Consider the following 21891-nt stretch of genomic DNA (forward strand, 5'->3'; position numbering starts at 1 on the left):
TACGCACTTTTGGGCGACAGGCACTAGAGCCTTCCCAGCGCCTTCAACTCGTGCAGCACGGCGGCATCACGTGCCGAAACATCCGGGAATTCCGGATCCTGCCCGACATCGGCCGTGTAGCGCCAGGAACGCGCGCATTTGACCAGTCCGCGATCCTCCGCTTTCTCGACCACCACGGCGACGCCCTTGACATCGTCGAGGGCAAAGGCGGTTTGCGGCGCCTGGCCATGGGCAATGACCAGATCGCTGGTGATCGCCATTTCAGCCATGTCGACGTCCGATATCGCCGCCTCGAGCGCCGCGTCGTTGATCGTGACCACCGGTACAGCCTCCAGCGAGGAGCCGATCACCTTCTGGGCACGCGCAATCTCGAGCGCGCCGGTGACGACGCGGCGCACCTGCCTGACCTTGCGCCATTTCTCCGCCAGCGCCTCGTTCTTCCAATTCGCAGGGATGTGCGGGAACTGGTCGAGATGTACCGAGACCGCATCGGGATGACGGTCGAGCCAGGCCTCTTCCATGGTGAAGGGCAGCATCGGCGCCAGCCATCTCACCAGGCAGTCGAAGAGATGGCGCACCACCTGGACCGAGGCCTTGCGCTTCACGCTCGACGGGCCATCGCAATAGAGCGCGTCCTTGCGAATATCGAAATAGAAGGCCGACAGCTCGACCACCATGAAATCGAGCAGTGCGCGCGTGATGCGCTTGAACTCGAAGGCGTCGAAGCCCTGGCGCACCACCTCGTCGAGCTCCGCCAACCGGTGCAGCATCAGCCGCTCCAGCTCCGGCATCGTCTCCAGGGGCACGTCCTCACCATCGTCATGGGCGAGCGTGCCCAGCATCCAGCGGATGGTGTTGCGCAGCTTGCGATAGGCATCGATGTTGGTCTGCAGCACGTTCTTGCCGAGCCGCTGGTCTTCCCAATAGTCGGTCGTCACCACCCAGAGCCGCAGGATATCGGCGCCGGACTGCTTGATCACATCCTGCGGCACGACCGTGTTGCCGAGCGATTTCGACATCTTGCGGCCATCCTCATCCATGGTGAAGCCATGGGTGACGACGGTGTCGTAAGGCGCCCTGCCCCTGGTGCCGCAGCTTTCGAGCAGTGAGGAGTGGAACCAGCCGCGATGCTGGTCGGAGCCTTCGAGATAGACATCCGCCGGCCACTTCAGGTCGGGCCGGTCTTCCAGGGTGAAGACATGGGTCGAGCCCGAATCGAACCAGACGTCAAGAATGTCCATCACCTGCCGCCATTTGGAGGCATCGTGATTGCCGAGGAAGCGCTCCTTGGCGCCAGGCGCGAACCAGGCGTCGGCGCCCTCCGCCTCGAAGGCGTCCATGATGCGCTGGTTGACCGCCTCGTCCTTCAGCACGTTGCCGTCCTCGTCGGCGAAGACGGCGATCGGCACGCCCCAGGCGCGCTGGCGCGACAGCACCCAGTCGGGGCGCTCCTCGATCATGGCGCGGATACGGTTCTGGCCGGCGGCCGGGACAAAGCGCGTCTCGTCGATCGCCTTCAGCGCGCGGCTGCGCAACGTGGTGCCATCACCGAGGTCCTTGTCCATGTAGACGAACCATTGCGGCGTGTTGCGGAAGATGACCGGCTTCTTCGAACGCCATGAATGCGGGTAGCTGTGCTTCAGCCGGCCGCGCGCGAACAGCGCGTTGCGCTTGATCAGTTCGTCGATGACCGCCTGGTTGGCGTTGCCCTTCTTGCCGTTGTCGTCGATGACGCGCGCTGGTCCGCCTTCGCGGTCCGGGCCAAAGCCCGGCGCGTCCTTGGTGAAGAAGCCGGCATCGTCGACGGTGAACGGGATCTCGGTGTCGATGCCGCGTTGGCGCAGCGCCGGCGCGGCACCCATCCAGGCATCAAAGTCCTCGCGGCCATGGCCGGGAGCCGTGTGCACGAAGCCCGTGCCGGCATCATCGGTGACATGCTCGCCGGCGATCATCGCAACCGGGAACTCGTAGCCGCCACCGAGGCCCTTGAAGGGATGCGAAAGCACAAGATTTCCAAGCTGTTCTGCGCTGATGCCGTGAAGGCGCTTCAACGTGACCTTGGCCTTGGCCTGGCTTTCCTCGGCCAGGGCATCGGCAAAGATCAGCTTCTCGCCCGGCTGCGGGCCAAACGCATTCTCGGCCGCCGTCACCTCGTAGAGGCCATAGGCGACGCGCGGCGAATAGCTGACGGCGCGGTTGCCAGGGATGGTCCATGGCGTCGTCGTCCAGATGACGACATGGGCATCCAGCAGGTCAAGCGAGCGCCCGCTCAGGTCCGGATCGAGCTCCGCCGGCTGCCCGTCCACAACACTGGCGAGGACGAGATTGGCCACCGGAAACTTCGCCCAGATCGTGTCGGACTCGTAATCCTGGTACTCGATCTCGGCCTCGGCGAGCGCCGTGCGCTCGACGACGCTCCACATCACCGGCTTCGAACCGCGGTAGAGCTGGCCAGACATGGCGAATTTCAGCAATTCGCCGGCGATGCGCGACTCGGCGTGGAAGGCCATGGTCGTGTAAGGGTTCTTGAAGTCGCCGATGACGCCAAGCCGCTGGAACTCGCCACCCTGCACCGAGATCCAGTGCGCGGCGAATTCACGGCATTCCTTGCGGAATTCGTTGACCGGCACCTCATCCTTGTTCTTGCCCTTGGCGCGGTACTGTTCCTCGATCTTCCATTCGATCGGCAGGCCGTGACAATCCCAGCCGGGCACATAATTGGAGTCATAGCCGCGCATCTGGAACGAGCGGGTGATGACATCCTTGAGGATCTTGTTCAGCGCGTGGCCAATGTGGATGTTGCCGTTGGCGTAGGGCGGGCCGTCATGCAGCACGTATTTCGTGCGCCCGGCCGCGCTCTCGCGCAGCTTGCGGTAGAGGTCCATGTCCTGCCAGCGCTTGACAAGCACGGGCTCCTTCTCGGGCAAGCCGGCGCGCATCGGAAACTCCGTCTGCGGCAGGTAAAGGGTCTTGGAATAGTCGATCGTTGATTGGTTTTGGTCGGTCATTGGTCTGCCATGTGCATGCCGGGCCACGTGGCTTGCGGCTTGGAATTTTACTTTATACGCATGCCGTTTTCCCAAACCGGGCCACTTCTGGGCGACATGCCTTGATGATCTGGAAAAGCGCGAGAGGCCGCGCGCAATAGTCCCGGCTGCTCCAACAGCCTTCAGGCTGCCGGGAACACCGGGCTGGTAATTCGTATCGTCGGCGCGCGAAGGCGCGAAAAGCTCGTCATTGCTGGGCTTTTAGCGGAGAAGAGCGCAGGAATAAAGCGTCTCGTTCGATTCACTTACATCTTGAAGTCGAAGCGATAGGTGGTCGACACGCCGACCATGAACTGGTTGCGGTCGCCGCGCTCCTTGACCAGGCTGGAATCGGCCGCCGGACCTTCGAGGCGCGAATATTCGCCAAACAGGCTGGCGGTCATCGGATCGGTCACCTTCCAGGTCACGGCGCCGCCGAGGCCGACGGATTTGAGGCCGCCGCCGGGATTGTACTGGCTCAGCCCCGAGGCCACGGCTTCCTGCGCGTTGACGCCATAGTAGGCATCGAAATAGTTCGCCGAGGCAAAAGACACGCGTGGGCCACCCGAAATCCTGACGGTTGGCGTGACGTCGTAGAAAGCATCGGCGGCGATATCAGCGACAAAGCCATTATGGGCACGGATGCCGTGCCGCAATTCGGCACGTGCGCGCATCCAGTCCGTCGGGTAGAATTCGAAGAAGCCGCCGACCTCGCCGCCCCAGCGCACCGGGTCCAGCCCCTTGAGTTCGTCGGCATCGCCATCGTCACGCGAGAACAGGAACTTGCCGGTCAGGCCCGCGCGGACGCCGCCATCGTCGACGAGCGCCAGCGAAATATTGTCGTTGCGGGACGTGAAACGCGCCTGGGGACCGGCCTTGCCCAGCGAAATGATGGGCTGGGCGCTCAGCATGTACTTCTTGCCGCCCTCGAAATTGGGCGCCACCATGCCGGTCGCGCCGACCATCAGATACCAATCGCCGGACAGCCAGCCGAAAGCGCCATCGCCGGCCTCGGCCGCGCCTGACGTAGCCAGCATGACGGTAGCCAAGGCTGCAGAAATCTTCCCGACCGGACTCATGGCCACTCCACTAACGCGATACGGCGACAGCTTTGACGAGGCTTTGGTAAAATTTGATTTAAGGACGAGACAACCGGCTCGCATTGCCTGCACCATCGCGTCCGCGACCGGCTGGACGCGGGTTGGCGCCGAGGGTAACGTCCTTGCATGCTGGCGGCCCTCAATGGAGGCATGGACATGACCTTGCACGGCGATACTCTGAAGAACGCGATCGGCCAGACGCGCGACAAATGGGGATGGTTCGTCGGCCTGGGCGTGGTGCTGCTGATCCTCGGCGGCATCGCCTTCGGCAATCTGTTCATCGCCACGGTGGCTTCCGTCTATGTCGTTGGATGGCTGATGCTGGTGGCCGGCATGATCGAGATCATGCATGCTTTCGGGGTCAAGACCTGGGGACGCTTCTTCTACTGGCTGCTCAGCGGACTGCTTTATGCGGTCGCCGGATTCTTCGCTTTCGACAATCCGCTGCTGGCCTCGGCGGTGCTGACCTTCCTGCTGGCCGTCGCGCTCGTCGCTTCCGGCGCGCTGCGGGCCTGGGTCGGCTACAGCCACCGCCCGGAGCGCGGGTGGGGCTGGATTGTCGCGGCGGGTCTCATCAGCGTGCTCGCGGGCCTGATCATCGCCATGGGCTGGCCGGTCAACAGCCTGTGGGTGCTCGGACTGTTCCTGGCGATCGACCTGATCTTCCAGGGCTGGACCTTCATCGCCGTCGGTCTTGCATTGAAGAGGTAGGAACTCGCCTTCCCCATTTCGGGGTCATGCTTCAGAACGCCACCGCGGCGTCCAGGCTGGACAGCGGCTTGACGCCGCCAAGCAGCGCGCGTGCCTCGGCTTCATCGCGCTTCATCTGCGCCACCAGCGCATCGAGCCCGTCGAACTTGATCTCGCTGCGCAGGAAGCCGAAGAACGACACTTCGCAAGTCTCGCCATAGAGATCGCCGGAAAAATCGAAGACGAAGGTTTCCAGGAGCGGTGCGCCGTTGTCGTCGACGGTCGGGCGGCGGCCAAAGCTGGCGACGCCGTCGTGCAGCGTGCCGTCGGCGCGCCGGAAGCGGACGGCGTAAATACCTTCCTTGAGCGTGGCTGCCGCCGGAAGCCTCATGTTGGCGGTGGGAAAGCCGAGCGTTCGCCCGAGTTGTTGGCCGCCGACAACCTCGCTTTCCACCGTGAAGCGATAGCCGAGCAGACCGGCGGCCCCGGCCGCCTCGCCCTCGCAAAGCAAGGCACGGATGCGGCTCGACGAAACCACCTCGGCGCCTTCGTCGCGAAAGGCGTCGACGAGTGTGACACCGAAGCCATGGCGCTCGCCGGCAGCCATCAGATAGGCCGGCCCGCCCTGGCGGTCCTTGCCGAAATGGAAATCGAAACCGGTCACGGCATGGGTGATGCCCAGCGTCCTCTCCAGCACATCGGTGACGAAGGCTTCCGCCGACAGCGAGGCGAAATCGCGCGTGAAAGGTTGCTCGACGAGCGCGGCAAAGCCCAGCAGCGACAAGAGCCGCGCCTTCATCGGTGGCGGCGTCAGCACGAAAAGCGGCAAATCAGGCTTGAAAACCGTTCGCGGGTGCGGTTCGAAGGTCAGCACCAGGGCCGGCACGCCACGCCGCTTGGCCTCCGCCAATGCCCGTTCGAGAACGGCCTGGTGGCCACGGTGGACGCCATCGAAATTGCCTATCGCAACGACGCCGCCTCGCAGATCGGCGGGCAGCGGCGCGGTTGTCGCAAGATGCTGGAACGCGACCATTGCCACCTACTGCAGCCTTGCGATGACGGCCACCGGACGATAGCCGTGCCGCTCCAGGAAGAGCCCAAGCCTTGCCGGATCCGGCCGGGATGGATCGCCGTAGTCGCGGGCGTGAATGCCGCCGGAGACATAGAGGACGTCGAAACCATTGTCGGCCGCGCCCTTGACGTCGGTCATCATGCCATCGCCGATCGCCAGTATTTGCGAACGCTCAACCGGCCGGCCGAGGATCTCGGCCACCTCCTTCATCGCGACCTCGTAGATCGGCGCATAGGGTTTTCCGGCGATCAGCGTGCGGCCGCCGAGCTGCGCGTAGTCGCGTGCGAGTGCACCGGCGCACCAGATGATCCGTTCGCCGCGCTCAACCATGATATCGGGATTGGCGCAGATGAATGGCAAGTTCCTGGCGCGCAACCGGCGCAGCAAGTCGGCATAATCCTCGGGTTTTTCAACCTCGTCGTCGAACAGCCCGGTGCACACGACGCCGGCGGCCTCGAATTCCTCGACGAGTTCGACATCGAGGCCATCGTAAAGGGTCAAATCGCGGTCGGCGCCGATGTGGAAGACTTTGCGTGGGCCCTCCGCGATCAGGTCGCGGGTCACGTCGCCCGAGGTCACCACACGGTCATAGGCTGACGGCGGAACGCCGATCACGCTCATCTGTGCCACGACATCGGCACTGCGGCGTGGCGAATTGGTGATCAGAACGACAGGAATGCCGGTCGCCCTTGCCGCCGCCAGCGCGGCCGCGGCCGCCGGAAAATGCCACTCGCCATTGTGCACCACGCCCCAGACGTCGCAGAGAATTGCCGAATAGGCTTTCGACACGTCTTCGAGCGAGCCGACGATTTCGGGCGAATCCGCCATGCCGTTTCCTTCAGTATGATCGTTGCGGGTGCGGCGGCCGACGGTTCGCCGCAGCCGGTTCGAATTATCCGAACCGGCCCATGCTGTCACCAGCTTTCACCCGCATCGGCACGAATTGCGGCGCAAGCCGCGGCCTTTGATTGGTTAGCGGTTGGTGAAGCGCCAACCAAGCAATAGAGCGGTTTCCCAAACCCGTCCTTCAGCGTTCTGTGGGAAGCTCGCGCCGACCGAGAATCCGTCGGCGGGGGCCGCTTCAAGACATGCATGAAATCTGGCGTAAGTTCCGCCGCGACAGGCGCGGCAACTATGCTCTTATGACGGTTGTGGCGATGGTGCCGCTGATGGGCGGTCTGGCGCTCGCTGTCGACTTCACGGAAATGAACCGCGAAAAGCAGATGTTGATGAACGCGCTCGACGCCGCCAACTTCGCTACGGCCCGCCGGCTGACGGAAGGTGCGACCGACGACCAGTTGAGAGCCTATGCGCTCGACTTCTTCAACGCCAATTTGAACGATATCGATCCCGCCAGCGCCACGCTCAACGTCATCTTGCCAAGCAACACCAGCGGCGGCGGCCTGCTCACCATGACCGCCCAGCTCAACTACAAACCCTATTTCTACCCCGCCTTCGCCCAATTCGTCGGCAAATCGGCGACCGATGCGAACCAGAGGCTCAGCTTCAACGTCACCTCGCAGGTGCGGCTGAAGAACACGCTGGAAGTTGCCCTGGTGCTCGACAATTCCGGATCGATGACCACGCTTGGCACGGGCTCGGGGCAAAAGCGCATCGATCTTCTCAAGACTGCTTCCAAGCAGCTGGTCGACACGCTGGCCCAGCAGGCGATCATGATCAAGCAGGTCGACAAGCCGGTGCAATTCGGCCTCGTCCCTTTTGCCGCCTCGGTCAATGTCGGCCCCGGGAATGGCAACGCATCGTGGATGGACACCGAAGGGTTGTCGCCGGTGTCGAACGAGAATTTCGACTGGTCGACGCTGAACGCCGCCAACAAGTACGCCCAGCAAACCAACGGCATCTGGTACAAGCGCGGGACCGGCTGGGGAACCGGGGAAGGCCAGATGCTGACCCGGTTCTCGCTCTACCGCGACATGCAGGTCGTCACCAACCACGAGCGGGTCGTCAACAGCAAACGGGTCGTGTGCGACCAATACAATTCGAACAACACCTGCAAAAGCAGCCACGACGAATATGACTATATCGATTCCTATGGTCCGTTCGCCAGTTGGCAAGGCTGCGTCGAGGCCAGGCCCTACCCCTACAACATCAACGACGCCACGCCGTCCGGTGGCTCGGCCAACACAGGCATCGGCGTCGGCGATCCGGCAACGATGTTCGTGCCCATGTTCGCCCCCGACGAACCGGGCAATCACTGGAAGCTCACCCAGGATCCCGACGAGGCCGCGCCGGCAACCTATGGCGCCGTCAACAGCTGGTGGAACGACGATCCATCGAGCAGCAGCGGCCAATCGCGGCTGCGCAACATGGCCAAGTATTTCCAGCCGCCGCCGATCGATGCGCCGGCGCTGCCCGCCGGGAACGGGCCGAATTACAGCTGCACCACCAACCCGATCACGCCGCTGACCGATGTCAGCGTCGCCGACGGGCTCACCTCGATCAAGGCGGCGATCGACCTGATGCAGCCGAATGGCGGCACCAACGTCCCCGAGGGCATGGCCTGGGGCTGGCGGGTGGTTTCGAGCAGAGAGCCGTTCACGCAAGGGCGCCCGGAAACCGAAAGAGGCAACGACAAGGTGGTGATCGTGCTGACCGACGGCGCCAACACCTATTACACACCTTCCTCGCTGGGCTACTCGGATCCCGCCAATTCGAAATCGACCTATGCGTCCTACGGCTATCTCAATCCCGGTTACAACGGCACTTCGGTCGGCCGCCTGTTCATGGGCACGTCGAGCGCCATCGGTCAGTTGGACTATTCGAACGGCAACTACACCAACGCGCTCAACGAGCAGATGGCCACGCTTTGCAACAACGCCAAGGCAGCCAACATCATGGTGATGACGGTGGCGCTCGACCTGTCGACGACGAAGGCCAGCGACAAGCTGGCGATCGATGCGCTGAAATCCTGCTCGTCGAATTCGCGCTTCCGCAAGGATGCGACGGATCCGAGCAAACCGGCGAAGCTGTTTTGGAATGCGACCGGCGCCAGCCTGGCAAACGATTTCAAGGAAATCGGCAACGAACTGTCGAACCTGCGCGTGGTCGGCTAACCAGGATCGTTCCTGGCGCAACGCCTGGCGGCGTCAAGCCCTTGCAGACGCCCGCCGTGACGGGCACAGATTGACCGCCCGCGCGGTCCCTCATCCATCGCGGCACGCTGGGGAACGAACAATGCCCGACACCGCCAACCATCTCGCCTTCGCGCTGGTCTGCCTCGGCATGGTGCTGACGCCAGGCCCCAACATGATCTACCTGATCTCGCGCTCGCTGTCGCAAGGGCCGAAGGCCGGACTGATCTCGCTTGGCGGCGTTGCGGTCGGCTTCCTGTTCTACGTGCTGTCGGCCGCGTTCGGCATCACGGCGCTGCTGATCGCGGTGCCCTATGCCTATGACGTGTTGCGCTTTGCCGGCGTGCTCTATCTCCTGTGGCTGGCCTGGCAGGCGGTGAAACCCGGCGGGCGCTCGCCGTTCCAGGTGCGCGACCTGCCGAAGGACCGGCCGCGCAAGCTGTTCGCCATGGGATTGATGACCAATCTGCTCAATCCCAAGGTGGCCGTTCTCTATCTGTCGCTGCTGCCGCAGTTCATCAGTCCCGGCAAGGGCCATGTCCTGTCGCAGCTCCTGGTGCTGGGCGCGACGCAGATCTCGATCAGCCTCAGTGTCAATGCCATCATCGCGCTGACCGCCGGCTCGATCGCCACCTTCCTCGCCGGACGGCCGCTATGGCTGGTGATCCAGCGCTGGATGATGGGAACCGTGCTGACGGCGTTGGCGCTGAAGATGGCGACTGACGCGCAGCGTTGAGGCATCACATCGGACGGCGCGGGGGCCGGATCTGCGCGGGCTCGACCACCTTGCGGTAGAGGTGCCAGGTCGCGTGGCCGAGGATCGGCATGACGACGGCGAGACCGGCAAACAGCGGGATAGAGCCGATCACCAGCAGCACCGCGACAATCAGACCCCAGAGCGTCATCTGCAGCGGATTTGCCATGACCGCCCGGGCCGAGGTCTCAATCGCCGAAACGGCGCGACGTCACGATCAAGCAAAAGCGGGAAGGCAACGACCGTGGTCGCCAGCACGACCACCGCGAAGACCAGGCCGGCCGCGTTGCCGAGAAGGATCAGTGTCCAGCCCTTCTTGGTCGTCAGCACATCGCGCAGGAAGGCCCCGACCGAAGCCGGCGGCTCGCTGCCAAAAAGGCTGGTGTAGATCGACTGCGCCGTGAACAGCCACAGCAGGAACAGCGCGAACAGCATGATGCCGATGGCAGCTATCGAGGGCAGCGCCGGTGAGCGGCGCACGTCGAGGGCGTGCCGCCAGTTGGTATTCATGCCGAGCTCGCGCCGGCGGCTGATCTCGTAGAGCCCGATCGCGGCGAACGGGCCGACAAGGGCAAAGCCCGACATCAAGGGATAGACGAGTTGGATGGCGTTGGAGCCGGAGGTCCACCGCGTCAGGATCAGGCCGACAACCGGATAGATCAGGCACAGGAACACGTAATGCGAGGGCTTGGCCCAGAAGTCCTCGGCGCCAAGTCTCAATGCGTCCCAGAGGTCTGGCGTGGAAATGCGGCGGACCGCGGGTTGCACATGCATCCCGTGCGCGTCCGCCATGACATGAAAGCCGGCCATAACCTACCTCCGTTTTTCTCGGGGGGCGGTCACCGCCTAGGGTGGCCGCCCGTAGCTGCCACTTCAAGAACGCTGGCATTATATCCGATCTTCCCGGGATTGTCGCCGCGTCTCGTTATGCTTGCTGGGCGGCCTTGGTTTGGCGAACCACCGAGTTCATCTCAGAATCAATGCATTTTAGCTATTGCTTAAATTACTCGTAGAGACCCAAGGTGTATCACCTGAGCTTTTCAAACCTTGGCGAGGGGCGATGTTCACGTTGAAGGGCTTCTGGTCTTCGGAGCACGGCAATTTTGCCATGGCGACCGCCATAGCGCTGCTGCCGATAATGGCCGTCGTCGCCGGCACCCTCGACCTGACAGGCACGAGCGATGACGCCGCGCAATTGCAGAACTCGCTGGACGCGGCTGGGCTTGCCGTCGGCACGAAGTACCTGCCCAGCATGAGCGCGGGTGATGTCCAAGGGCTTGGGCTGACATTCTTTGCGGCCAATATGAGCGTCGCCGATCAACAGGAATATTCAGACAGCATCTCCGCTTTTTCGGCCACAGCCAGCGGCGACCCGAGCGCCTATTACATCTCGCTTTCGTCAGGCATCAACCGTCCGAGCTTCATCAATGGCGCGGCCCCCTGGCCAGCTCACCGGTCGGCGACGGTCAAGATGCACCCGGGCGCACAGGCCTGCGTGCTGGCGCTCGATCCGCATGCGTCGGCCGCGGCAAGCCTGCAGGGCTCGACCGACGTCGCCATGAGCAATTGCGTGATCGCGGCAAACTCGGACGCGTCCGATGCCGTCAGCAGAGGCGGTTCCGCTCAGGTTTCGGCGGGTTGCGTCTCGACCGTCGGCGGCACTTCCGGGCTTTTACCGCCCAGTGCCAATCTCGCCTGCGGCGCGCCGCTCGAACATCAATATGCGTCCTTCGATCCCCTGGCCGACATCGTGCCTCCCCCCTACACATTCTGCCTGCCGGTCCCGAACGGCAAAACCTACACGCTGTCGCCCGGCACCTATTGCGACAAGACATTGTCGGGAAATATCACGCTCAACCCGGGCGTCTACATTTTGCGCGGCGTGACCTTGAAACCGGGCGGCAACGGCAGCCTGACCGGCCACGGCGTCACCATATTCCTGATGGAGGGCGCACAGATCTACATAAATGCCAATGAAAAGGTGGACCTTTCTCCGCCCACCAGTGGCCCCTACGCAGGCATCACCATTTTCGAGAACCATGGCAACACATCGGCCTTGACGCTGAATGGCGGCGCGAATTCCGTGATCAGCGGGTTCGTCTATGCGCCTGACGCGGCCATTTCCTTTGCCGGCAACTCGGATATGAGCGGTCAGGGCGACTGTCTGAGGCTTGTTGGCCTGACCGTGCAGATGACAGGCAACTCGTCCATCAAAACCGACTGCACGGCCGTGTTCGGAAATCGCGAGATGTATGCCGGCCGCCTCATCACGCTTGTGAAATAAGCGGCTGACCGCCATTCGATTTCAGATTTTCATCACCCTGCCCGGCAAAAGCCATGATCACGACTATCTCAGGCAGGCATGACCACTTCAAGACTCGAAAGCGACCGGATCGCGAACCTGAATAGGCGCACCTGGCTCAAGACGGCCGGCCTCGCGGCCTTGCTCGGGCTGGCCGCCTGCGGCACCGTTTCGCTGCCGACCGGGCAAGGCGCCGGGGTCTCCTCCTCGGCAACCGGCACGCTGGCCAGCCTGCGCGCGACCGCCGGGCTGGGGCCGCTTGTTTCCGACGCACAGCTTGAGCAAGCAGCACTCCAGCAGGCCGGCTACATGGCGCAGCGTGAAAACATGAGCCACACCACCGGCTGGGGCAAGGATTTCGCCTCGCGCATGAAGGACAACGGCGTACACGGCGCCGCGGCCGAGAACATCGCGGCCGGCCGCTTCGACCAACAGAAGCTGTTCGATATCTGGATGCATTCGCAGGGACACCGCCGCAACATACTCGATCCGGACTTCAGCCGCTTCGGGCTTGCCTATGTCCGCGACGGCCGCGACCCCAACCTGCGCTACTGGTCTCTGGTGCTCGGCAGGTAGCAAAGATATCGCCGGCGGACATCCCCTGGCGAGCGGCCGCTCCATCAGTCCATATGGGCGGCAGGCGCGCCGCCGCCGGCCGGTGCCGTTTTCGGCTTGCGCAACAGAAGCACGAACGGGATGGCGGCCAGCGTCATCATCATCAGTATTTTGAAGTCGTTGACGTAGGAGATCATCATCGCCTGGAGATTGACCATGCGATCGACCTGCGACAGCGCCGTCGGGTCGCCGCCGGCAGCCGCCGGCGAGACAGCCCAGAGATTGGGATTGAACGGGTTGATGAAGGCCGAAAGCTCGGCGTGGTTGATCTGCGTGTTGCGCACCAGCAGCACCGTCACGACCGAGACGCCGATCGACGAGCCAAGATTACGCACCAGGCTGAACAACGAGGTTGCATCGGTGCGGTAGCGGGCATCGAGCGTGGCGAAGGCAACCGTCGACAGCGGCACGAACACCATTCCCATGCCCAGGCCCTGGATCACGCCGGAGCTGAGAATCAGCCAGTTGTCCATCTGTGGGGTGAAGCTGGCCATGGTGTAGAGCGACTGCGCGGTCAGGAGGAAGCCGATGACGACCAGAATTCGGGCATCGATCTTGCCCATGATGCGCCCGACGACGAGCATGGAAATCATCGTGCCTACGCCACGCGGCCCGATGACGATGCCGATGGTGACGGTCGGATAACCGAAGATGGTCGACAGCATCGGCGGCAGCAGCGACATAGAAGCCAGGATCAGCACGCCCATGACGAAGATGAATGCAAGCCCGGTGACAAAATTGCGGTCGAGGAAAATCTTCGGATCGATGAAGGGATGTTCCGATGTCACCGTGTGAATGATGAACACCCAGAAACCGGTGATCGAAAGACCAAGCTCGATCCAGATCTCGACCGAGGAAAACCAGTCGACCTCGCCACCGCGATCGAGCATCAGCTGCAACGCGCCGACGCCGAGCGATATCATGGCAAAGCCGAAGAAATCGAAGCTGCGCACCCGCCGGGCAACAGCCGGCAGATAGGCGGCCATGCCAAGGAAGGCGAGGATGCCGACCGGCAGGTTGATGAAGAACACCCAGCGCCAGTTGAAATTCTCGGTCAGCCAGCCGCCAAGGGTGGGGCCGAGGATCGGGCCCAGCATGATGCCGGCGCCCCATATGGCCATCGCCTGGCCATGGCGCTCCTTGGGGTTGATGTCGAGCAGGAAGGTCTGCGACAGCGGCACGATCGCGGCGCCGAACACACCTTGCATCAGCCGGAAAAGCACGATGGTTTCCAGGCTCCACGCCAGGCCGCACAACATCGAGAAGATGGTGAAGCCGACCACCGCCGCCAGGAACAGCTCCTTGCGGCCAAAGCGATCGGCGAGCCAGCCGGTGACCGGCGTCATGATGGCGGCGGCGACGATGTAGGAGGTCAGCACCCAGTTGATGTTGTCGGGCGAAGCGCCGAGATCGCCGGTCATGGTCGGGAGCGCGACGTTGGCGATCGTGGTGTCGAGCGCCTGCATGACCGTCGCCAGCATGAGCGCCACCGTGATCAGGCCACGATGTGGCACTTCTTTGAACGGTTCAGGCGTGCTCATGGCGAAGAACTTCCAGACAGTAACAGAAACGTGTACAACGGGTTTCCGGGCGGCGAAGCCTTCCGTCGAGAGACCTTCATCGCGGTGGGACGCGATTGTCGATGTGGGGGTTACATCGACCGAATGTCTCCAGCTGAGCGGACGCTGCCGCCCGGAAACTTGAGGACCGACGGGACCGTGTCGAAGATTTCAGACCTTTGGACAGCTGCCATGCGGCTCGCCCAAACACTGATCCTTCCCACCCCTCCATCAGACCAATCCTGCAAACTCGCTTCGACCCGCCCGGTCCCTGCGGGCTTCCGCTGTCTTACCGCGCGGGCTCGCCGGCCGTGGCGTGGCCGAAGATCGACGGCCAGCCGCGCGCTATGCCGGTGTCGACGGTAACCGAAGCACTCATGCCGGTGCGCAGCGCCATCCTGGCGTCGGGATCGGTCAGTTCCAGGCGGACCGGGATGCGCTGGGTGACCTTGACCCAGTTGCCCGTGGCGTTCTGGGCCGGCAGCAGCGAGAAGTCCGCGCCGGTGCCGGCACCGATAGCCTTGACGGTCGCCTCGAAGGTCCTGCCCGGATAGGTATCGACCACGATCTCCGCCTTCTGACCCGGCTTCATGTTGGTGAGCTGGGTTTCCTTGAAATTTGCGTCGATCCAGGTGTCACCGGTCTCGACCAGCGCAAACAACGGTGTGCCGGAGCCGACATACTGGCCGACCTTGAAGGATGAGGCTTGATAGACAAGACCATCGGCAGGTGCCCTTACCGTGGTCTGCGCCAGGTCATAGGCAGCCTTGTCGCGCGCGGCGAGTGCCGACATCACGGTCGGATGCTTGTCCGTCTCGATATCGGGATTGCCGCCAAGTGCCGCCTTGGCGCTGACGATGCCCTGATCGGCAACGGCAAGCTGCTGCTTGGCCTTGTCGAGATCATTCCTGGCCTCATCCAGCGAAGACTTGGCATTGATCCCTTTCTGGGCAAGATCGGCGGCACGGTCATATTGCGACTGCGCATAGGCAACTTCGCTGCTGGCGGATTTTTCCTGCGCCAACGCCTGGCTGTAGGCGGCGCGTAGTTGCTCGACATTGAGGCGCGCGGCAGCCACCGCTGCGTCGGCCTGCCCAAGCGCGATCCGGTAGGGCTCCGCGTCGATGGCGAACAGGAGATCGCCCTTCTTCACCGTCTGATTGTCCGATATGGCGACCTGGACGATACGACCGGCCGTGTCGGAGGCGATCGACACCTTGGCCTGCTGCAGATTGGCGTTTTCCGTTTCCTGGTAGCGCCCACCCGTCACCCAGACATAGCCGCCGCCGACGATCAATGCCGCCGGCAAGGCGAACATCAGGAAGAAGCGGCCGATGCGGCGCTTCTTCTTCGGCGCCGGGGCCGGCTGCACGGGAGGAGCGACCGCGACGGGAGCGGCGGCCGGCTGGGCAGGCGCTTCCATCTCCACCTTGGGAGCGTTTTCTTCGACCTTGGCTACCGCGTTCATGCTGCCGCACCTTCCGCACTCTTGATCTTTTCGAGCGACGAAGCTTCGCCGTCCGTCAGATTCTGTACGATCACATCCAGCGCCCGGATCAGGACGCGTCGATCTTCGGGCGAAACGCCGCTGAGCGATTCCTCATAGACCTCGCCAGCAAGGCTCTTGACGTCCGCATAGGCCGCGTTCGCCTTCTCGGTCGGGAAGATCATGCGCACGCGCCGGTCGGCCGCGTCGGAGCGGCGTTCGATCCAGCCGCCCTCCTCCATCCGGTCTACCAGGCGTGAGACGCTGATCGGCTCGATTTCGAGCAGTTCGGCGAGCCGCGCCTGTGCTACGCCCGCCTCCTTGGCAACGCGGACCAGAAGCCGCCATTGCGCCGAAGACAGGCCGAGCCCACTGGCGCGCGCCTCAAAGCGCTTGCGCATCAGGCGCTGCACGTCGTGGATCAAAAATCCCAATCTGTCGATGCCATCTGAAACCATGAGCGATAGATATAATAAGCGTGCTTACTATTCAAGATGCCACAGCGCGATGAAAGCCGGCAAAATGCGCATGGCAGGCCTGCAATCCGATCCTGGTTAGCGGCAGATGAACGTGTACCCGTGCGTAACAACGCTCGGAGGGCACGTCTTCACAGGCGGTTTCGGACAACCATGGTGACGACGAAGAACGCGCCGAGCGAGCTGGTGATGATGCCGATCGGCAGTTCCTGCGGCGGCAGCAAGGTTCGGGCCAGGAGATCGCTTGCCAGCAGCAGCACCGCCCCGAACAGCGCACAACTTGTGATCAGGCGCAGATGCAGTGGACCGGCCAGCGGCCGCGACAGATGCGGTATCATCAATCCGACAAAGCCGATCACGCCGGCGACCGAGACGAGGATTGCCGTCGAGAAAGCGGCCACGAGAAATGTCGTCCTGCGCATGCGCGCCACCGGCACGCCTAGACTCTCGGCGGCGCTCTCACCGGCGAGGAAAGCGTCCAGGCTGCGATGGCTCCACAGCCCGTAGGCCGCGATCGTGCCGGCGCCCACCGCCCCCAGCCACGCATTGTCCCAGCGCGCCAGCCCGAGCCCGCCCATGGTCCAGAACAGGACCGAATGAGCCGCGCGCTGGTCACCGGCAAAAACCAGATAATTGGTCAAGGCCGTGAACATGAAGGAAACGGCAAGACCGGCGAGGATCAGCCGCTCAGGACCTTGCCCCCTCACCCGCGCCACCAGCAAAAGCACGATGGAGGCGGCGAGGATGCCGCCAGTGAACGCAGCCACGGGCAAGGTCCAGATGCCGAAACTGTCGCCGAACACGGTAATGACGGAAACCGCGCCGGCGGCGGCCCCCGACGACAGGCCGAACAGGAAGGGGTCGGCAAGATCGTTACGGGTCACCGTCTGCAAAAGCGCGCCGACGATGCCCAGCCCGCCGCCGACACAGATCGCCAGGATCGTGCGCGGCAGCCGCAGGTCGACGACGATCTTGCCGACCGGGCCCGATATCTCAGGCTCGTCCAGTCCGACGGCACGGCCAAGGGCGGCGATGACATCGCTCAGAGGTATCAGCGTCGAGCCATAAGCGATCGACAGCAGCGCGAGAGCGACGAGCGCCACCGCGCCCGCCGTCATGGCCAGCGTGAAGGCCCTGTGCCCTGAAAGCGCGCCGGATTTGTGCTCTCGGGCAAGATCCATCAGAACGCTTCCGGATGCATCGCCCTGGCGATCTGGCCGATGGCTTCGATGTTCGCCGGTCCTGGTGTCAGCTCGGCATAACGAAGCGCCACGAAGCGCTCGTTCCTGACCGCGTCCGTCTCCTTCATCGCCGGGTGCGCCTTCAGGAAATCGAGCAGTTTCCTGTAGCCGCCGCCGTCCTGATAATCGAGCAGGATGAGGAATTGCGGATTGCGCGCCGCCACCGTCTCCCAGTCCGTGTTGCCCCAGCTCGTTTCCAAGTCGGCCATGATATTGTCGCCGCCGGCCGCCGAGATCATGGCGCTGGGGATGGCGAATTTTCCCGCGGTAAACGGCTTGTCCTCGCCGGAATCGTAGAGGAACACGCGTGTTCCCTTCGCGCTGCCGACCTTGGCGCTGATCTCGGCGAGTTGCGCCTTCCAGCCGGCAACAAGCTGTTCCGCTTCTGCCTCCTTGCCGAAGATCTTGCCCAGCTTTTCGACGTCGCCATAGAGCAGGTCCATGGAGGCGACCGGGCGGCTCTTGTCGAGGTGGACGCAGCTTTCGGTCAGTACCAGCGTCTTGATGCCGTGCGGAGCGAGCGTGTCGGGCGTCACGTCGCCGCCGGGCTTCATGCCGTAGTACCAGCCGGCGAAGAAGAAGTCGGGCTCGACGGCGACGAGGTTCTCCAGGGTCGGATATTTCGGCGCCAGTTCGGGAATGGCACCCTGTTCGGCCTTGAATTCGGGGCCGACCTTGTACCATCCACTGATGCCCGTCAGGCCGACGATCGAAGGCTGCAGCTTCAGCGCGAAGGCCATCTCGGCCATGTTGAGATCATGGATGACGGCGCGCTTCGGCGGAGCGTCGAAGGTCAGCGGCTTGCCGCAGCTGTCGACGGTGACGGGGAAGGCGAAGGCCGTCGAGGCCAGCAGCGAGAGGGCGAGCGAGAAGGCAAGGCGTTTCACGGATTTGCTCCTTAGTTGAACTGTGTCGGACGATGAGGGGCGTTGATCAGGATGGCGGCGAGGCGCGGTTCGGAAGGTCGAACACCGTCAGTTCGCGATCCTCGGTGGGATGGCGCAGGCGAAACACGTCGACGCCGAAAATCTCGCGGATCAGCTGTTGCGTCAACGCCTCGTGCGGCGGCGCCAGCGCCTGCAGCCGGGCTTCGTTCATCACCGCGACCCTGGTGGCGAAGGGTGCCACCAGGGTCAGATCGTGCAGCACCGCGATAACGGTCATGCCGAAGCCGGCCACCAGTTCGAGCAGCTGCGCGCGGGCGCGCGGGTCGAGGTGGTTGGTCGGTTCGTCGAGAAAAAGGATCTTGGGCTCCTGCGCGATGGCACGCGCAAGCTGGGCGCGCTGGCGTTCGCCACCAGACAGCGAGCCGATGCTCCGGCCGAGCAACGACAACAGGCCGGTCCGGCGCAGCGCGTCCACCACAATGTCGCGTTCCTCGCTCCGGCCCCTCAGGCCGGCATGCGGGACGCGGCCAAGCTCGACATAGTCGATCACCGCCAAACGCGGATCCGGTTGGTCGCTCTGGCCCACGACGGCGATATGCCGGGCCCGCTCGGCGGGCGAAATCCTGTCCAGGCGCCGCCCGCCAAGCTTCACCTCTCCGAAGCTCGGCCTGAGCATGCCGGACAACATGCGCAGCAACGTGGTCTTGCCGGCGCCGTTGGGGCCAATGATGGCAAGGCGGTCGCCTGATGTCACCGACAGGCTGACCGCATGGACCAGATGCCGGCCATTCGCTATCGCGCCCAGGTCGCACGCATCGAGAAGCGGCGTTGTCATCGACTGCCTTCCGCCAGCTTGCCCGCCCCCGGAATGCGGGCAAGCGTCTTGCCGGCCAGGCGCGGCGGACGTTGTCCGGAATTGCACCAGCCGTCGGCAAGCGAAGCGTAGAGCCGGGCGAATCGCACGAGGTCGGCGGCGTCGGCCTGCGCGTCGATCGACCCGAAGAGATAGGCGGCCTTGCCTGGTGCCTGGAAAGCCACCGTCAGGGGACGCGCGCAACCCGCCATGCAAGCCACGCCCTCGACCGTGAAACCATGCGCCACGTCAGGCTGGGCCGAGAGGCGGGAGCGCAACTCGGCGCACAAACCTTCGCCCGACCTGACGCCGGTCGGCACGTCGCGGCAAAGGGTGCACACGATGATCTGGTGCATCGGGCTGGGCTGAATACGATCGATTGCGCCGTCCAACTTCACGTCACTTTCAAAACTGGCGACGGAAGGATGTTGGTCGACCGGCCGACAAGACCGATGTCCACGTCTCCTCCCGGCACACCCCGTCCGGTCAACTCAGTGATGGCAGGTCTCCTGGCTCACGGGTCTCTGCGCAATCCTGCCTTCCCAGCCTTGCCGGCCAGTGGCGTTCCGGATCTTGCTCGCCGCTTACAGTTGCGGGGGCAGCCGCGGCCTCGACCCAAAAACCGGGTCTCACCGCGTTCCCTTTTCACCCCTCGCCTTTCGGCTCGGGGACCATCACGAGTCGCAGCCTATGCCGCGAGCGAATTCGAGGCAAGGCGATACCTCGTTTTGTTATAACAGAACTCATACGAGAGCAAGCCTGCCGTCGGCATGGGCGCGGACGGACTTTGCGTCCACGCCTGTCAGCGTTGCCGTTTTCGATTTTGCGCCATGCGCAATTTCGATCAAACTGGCCGGGCAACGAGGCGCCAGAGTGAAGACGCCACATGCGAGGAGCACATGAACCCGACCGAGAAAGCGCTATGGTTTGTCGAAAGCCATCTGCCGGAGGCTGTTACGCTCGACGACGTCGCCCACAGCAGCGGCGTGTCGCGCTTTCATGTGACGCGCGCCTTCGGCGCCGCCACCGGCCGTTCCGTCATGGGTTACATGCGCTCGCGCCGGCTGACCGAGGCGGCGCGCAGGCTCGCCGGCGGCGCGCCCGACATACTGTGCGTCGCGCTCGACGCCGGCTACAACTCGCATGAGGCTTTCACCCGTGCCTTCCGCGACCAGTTCGGCACCACGCCGGAACTGGTGCGCGCGCAAGGTTCGACCAAGACACTCGATCTCGTGGAGCCTATCTTGATGGACCATACCCTGCTCACCAGCCTTGAACCACCGCGCTTCGAGACCAGCCGACCCTTCCTCATCGCCGGCTTCGGCGAGCGCTACAGCTGCGAATCGAGCGCCGGCATTCCGATGCAGTGGCAGCGTTTCAGCCCTTATATCGGCAACATCCCCGGCGAAGTCCCAGGCGTTTTCTACGGTGTCTGCCTCAATGGCGACGATGCCGGCAATTTCGACTATGTCGTCGGCGTCGAGGTGTCGGACTTCTCCGACCTGCCGAAGGAATTCTACCGGGTGCATGTGCCGGCGCGGAAATACGCCGTTTTCACGCATCGCGAGCACATCTCGACCATCCGGCGCACGATCAACACGATCTGGAACAGCTGGCTCCCGGCCTCCGGCCATGAAATCGCCGACGCGCCGGAATTCGAGCGCTATGGGCCCGAATTCGATGCCCGCACCGGTAATGGCGGGCTGGAGATCTGGGTGCCGGTCAAGGCATAGAGGCGCCGCTACAGCTCCAGATCCCAGTTCTGGCCAACCAGATCCTTGCCGAAGGAATGGTGAGGCTCTTCCTCGGTCAGCTTGAAACCGGCCGCCTGGTAGAGGTGCCGGGCCGCGGTCAGAATGTCGTTGGTCCACAAAGTCAGCGTCTTGTACCCCCTGGCGCGGGCAAAGCCGATGCATTCCTCGACCAGCCGTTTGCCGATGCCGAGGCCCCGCGCCGACGGTTCGACATAGAGCAGCCGCAGCTTGGCCACCTGATCCGACTTGCGCACGACGAAGACCGAGCCGACGACCTCGCCTTCCCGCTCGGCGATCCAGCCGCGCTCCCATTTCGGATCGAATTTCTTTACGAACTCGCCGAGGATCTCAGCGACCAGCGCCTCATAGGTTTCGTCCCAGCCATAGTCCTGCGCGTAGAGCATGCCCTGGCGGCGCGTGACCCAGCCGATGTCGCCAACCTCTAGCGGCCGCAGGATGTAAGGCACCTTGGGTTCGGGTCTGTCGCCGAGCAGGTCCTGAACGATGCGCATGGCCTTGACCAGCCGATCCTGGTCGACGGGCGCCAGTCGATCGAGCAGCGCTCGCACCTGGTCGTGCGAATCCTGGTTGAGCGGCGCGAAGGCTTCCCTGCCCGCCGGCGTCAGCGCGATCGAGGCGCGGCGCGCGTCCGCTTCGGTGGCTTCGCGCTCGACCAGACCGCGCTCTTCGAATTTTTTGAGCAAACGGCTGACATAGCCGGGGTCGAGGCCGAGATCGCGCACCAGGTCGCTGGCGACGAGCCCGTCGCGATGGGCAAGCTCATAGAGCACCCGCGCCTCGGTAAGCGAAAAGGTGCTTTTCAGCCAGCCTTCGTCGAGCACACCGATCTGGCGGGTGTAGAAGCGGTTGAAGGCGCGCACTGCGTCGATGCGTTCCTTGCCGGGGTGGTCGTGGATCGTCATGGCAGTCCTCCTGTCGTGGACAGGATCAATCATTTAGTTGACTTAGTCAATAAAGTCATTG

18 protein-coding genes, 1 pseudogene and 1 riboswitch are annotated in these 21891 nt (G+C 63.5%); of the genes and pseudogenes, 6 read left to right on the top strand and 13 right to left on the bottom strand.

Annotation, left to right across the window (positions count from 1 at the left end; all coding sequences use genetic code 11):
- Window positions 1–23 precede the first annotated feature (23 nt).
- Together ileS and EN851_RS08695 are read right to left on the bottom strand one after the other, a co-directional pair.
- On the bottom strand, window positions 24–3008 hold the full coding sequence (ileS, locus tag EN851_RS08690; protein ID WP_135928983.1) for an isoleucine--tRNA ligase: 2985 nt from the start codon (window positions 3006–3008) through the stop codon (window positions 24–26).
- A gap of 284 nt (window positions 3009–3292) precedes the next feature.
- On the bottom strand, window positions 3293–4105 hold the full coding sequence (locus tag EN851_RS08695) for a MipA/OmpV family protein (protein WP_127869695.1): 813 nt from the start codon (window positions 4103–4105) through the stop codon (window positions 3293–3295).
- Between the two features lie 177 nt (window positions 4106–4282).
- On the opposite strand from EN851_RS08695, the gene EN851_RS08700 reads away from it, so the two are divergent.
- Complete coding sequence (locus EN851_RS08700; RefSeq protein WP_135928984.1) at window positions 4283–4837, top strand: HdeD family acid-resistance protein; 555 nt, start codon at window positions 4283–4285, stop codon at window positions 4835–4837.
- Window positions 4838–4868: 31 nt separating this feature from the next.
- Here the strand turns inward: EN851_RS08700 and EN851_RS08705 are convergent, their stop codons facing one another.
- Together EN851_RS08705 and EN851_RS08710 are read right to left on the bottom strand one after the other, a co-directional pair.
- On the bottom strand, window positions 4869–5849 hold the full coding sequence (locus EN851_RS08705) for a bifunctional riboflavin kinase/FAD synthetase (RefSeq protein WP_135929173.1): 981 nt from the start codon (window positions 5847–5849) through the stop codon (window positions 4869–4871).
- Between the two features lie 6 nt (window positions 5850–5855).
- Entirely contained in the window at window positions 5856–6716 is an 861-nt protein-coding gene (locus EN851_RS08710) for a TIGR01459 family HAD-type hydrolase (protein WP_135928985.1), read from the bottom strand.
- 260 nt (window positions 6717–6976) lie between these two features.
- On the opposite strand from EN851_RS08710, the gene EN851_RS08715 reads away from it, so the two are divergent.
- Both EN851_RS08715 and EN851_RS08720 read left to right on the top strand, forming a co-directional pair.
- On the top strand, window positions 6977–8962 hold the full coding sequence (locus tag EN851_RS08715; protein WP_189521787.1) for a TadE/TadG family type IV pilus assembly protein: 1986 nt from the start codon (window positions 6977–6979) through the stop codon (window positions 8960–8962).
- A 121-nt stretch (window positions 8963–9083) separates the two neighbouring features.
- On the top strand, window positions 9084–9716 hold the full coding sequence (locus EN851_RS08720; RefSeq protein WP_127278888.1) for a LysE family translocator: 633 nt from the start codon (window positions 9084–9086) through the stop codon (window positions 9714–9716).
- 4 nt (window positions 9717–9720) lie between these two features.
- Here EN851_RS08720 and EN851_RS08725 read toward each other — a convergent pair.
- A pseudogene (locus tag EN851_RS08725) lies at window positions 9721–10544 on the bottom strand (DUF2189 domain-containing protein).
- Window positions 10545–10794: 250 nt separating this feature from the next.
- On the opposite strand from EN851_RS08725, the gene EN851_RS08730 reads away from it, so the two are divergent.
- Both EN851_RS08730 and EN851_RS08735 read left to right on the top strand, forming a co-directional pair.
- Window positions 10795–12018 (top strand): TadE/TadG family type IV pilus assembly protein, encoded by a 1224-nt coding sequence (locus EN851_RS08730; RefSeq protein ID WP_135928986.1) that lies wholly within the window; start codon window positions 10795–10797, stop codon window positions 12016–12018.
- A 78-nt stretch (window positions 12019–12096) separates the two neighbouring features.
- Window positions 12097–12612: a CAP domain-containing protein gene (locus EN851_RS08735; RefSeq protein ID WP_127869699.1), complete on the top strand. Its 516-nt coding sequence runs from the start codon at window positions 12097–12099 to the stop codon at window positions 12610–12612.
- A 44-nt stretch (window positions 12613–12656) separates the two neighbouring features.
- Here EN851_RS08735 and EN851_RS08740 read toward each other — a convergent pair whose 3' ends face one another.
- The 7 genes from EN851_RS08740 to EN851_RS08770 form a co-directional block, all read right to left on the bottom strand.
- Entirely contained in the window at window positions 12657–14192 is a 1536-nt protein-coding gene (locus tag EN851_RS08740; RefSeq protein WP_127278892.1) for a DHA2 family efflux MFS transporter permease subunit, read from the bottom strand.
- Between the two features lie 307 nt (window positions 14193–14499).
- The gene (locus EN851_RS08745; RefSeq protein ID WP_135928987.1) at window positions 14500–15678 is read right to left on the bottom strand and encodes an HlyD family secretion protein; all 1179 of its coding nucleotides are present in this window, start codon (window positions 15676–15678) and stop codon (window positions 14500–14502) included.
- On the bottom strand, window positions 15675–16154 hold the full coding sequence (locus EN851_RS08750) for a MarR family transcriptional regulator (protein ID WP_127281245.1): 480 nt from the start codon (window positions 16152–16154) through the stop codon (window positions 15675–15677). The genes EN851_RS08745 and EN851_RS08750 overlap by 4 nt, the downstream gene beginning before the upstream one ends.
- A gap of 149 nt (window positions 16155–16303) precedes the next feature.
- Complete coding sequence (locus tag EN851_RS08755) at window positions 16304–17353, bottom strand: iron ABC transporter permease (protein WP_189521788.1); 1050 nt, start codon at window positions 17351–17353, stop codon at window positions 16304–16306.
- Window positions 17353–18300, bottom strand: a complete 948-nt coding sequence (locus EN851_RS08760) for an ABC transporter substrate-binding protein (protein WP_135928988.1) — start codon at window positions 18298–18300, stop codon at window positions 17353–17355. Before EN851_RS08760 ends, EN851_RS08755 begins: the two co-directional genes overlap by 1 nt.
- A gap of 46 nt (window positions 18301–18346) precedes the next feature.
- Complete coding sequence (locus tag EN851_RS08765) at window positions 18347–19135, bottom strand: ABC transporter ATP-binding protein (protein ID WP_135928989.1); 789 nt, start codon at window positions 19133–19135, stop codon at window positions 18347–18349.
- Window positions 19132–19545, bottom strand: coding sequence for a DUF1636 family protein (locus EN851_RS08770; protein WP_245520709.1), 414 nt, complete (start codon window positions 19543–19545; stop codon window positions 19132–19134). The genes EN851_RS08765 and EN851_RS08770 overlap by 4 nt, the downstream gene beginning before the upstream one ends.
- A gap of 89 nt (window positions 19546–19634) precedes the next feature.
- Window positions 19635–19844, bottom strand: a riboswitch (cobalamin riboswitch).
- 208 nt (window positions 19845–20052) lie between these two features.
- On the opposite strand from EN851_RS08770, the gene EN851_RS08775 reads away from it, so the two are divergent.
- On the top strand, window positions 20053–20886 hold the full coding sequence (locus tag EN851_RS08775) for an AraC family transcriptional regulator (protein WP_127279703.1): 834 nt from the start codon (window positions 20053–20055) through the stop codon (window positions 20884–20886).
- A gap of 8 nt (window positions 20887–20894) precedes the next feature.
- Here EN851_RS08775 and EN851_RS08780 read toward each other — a convergent pair whose 3' ends face one another.
- Window positions 20895–21830, bottom strand: coding sequence for a helix-turn-helix domain-containing GNAT family N-acetyltransferase (locus EN851_RS08780; RefSeq protein WP_135928990.1), 936 nt, complete (start codon window positions 21828–21830; stop codon window positions 20895–20897).
- Window positions 21831–21891: the final 61 nt, after the last annotated feature.

The organism is Mesorhizobium sp. M8A.F.Ca.ET.208.01.1.1, from assembly GCF_004791315.1.
In the GTDB taxonomy this organism is placed as follows: domain Bacteria; phylum Pseudomonadota; class Alphaproteobacteria; order Rhizobiales; family Rhizobiaceae; genus Mesorhizobium.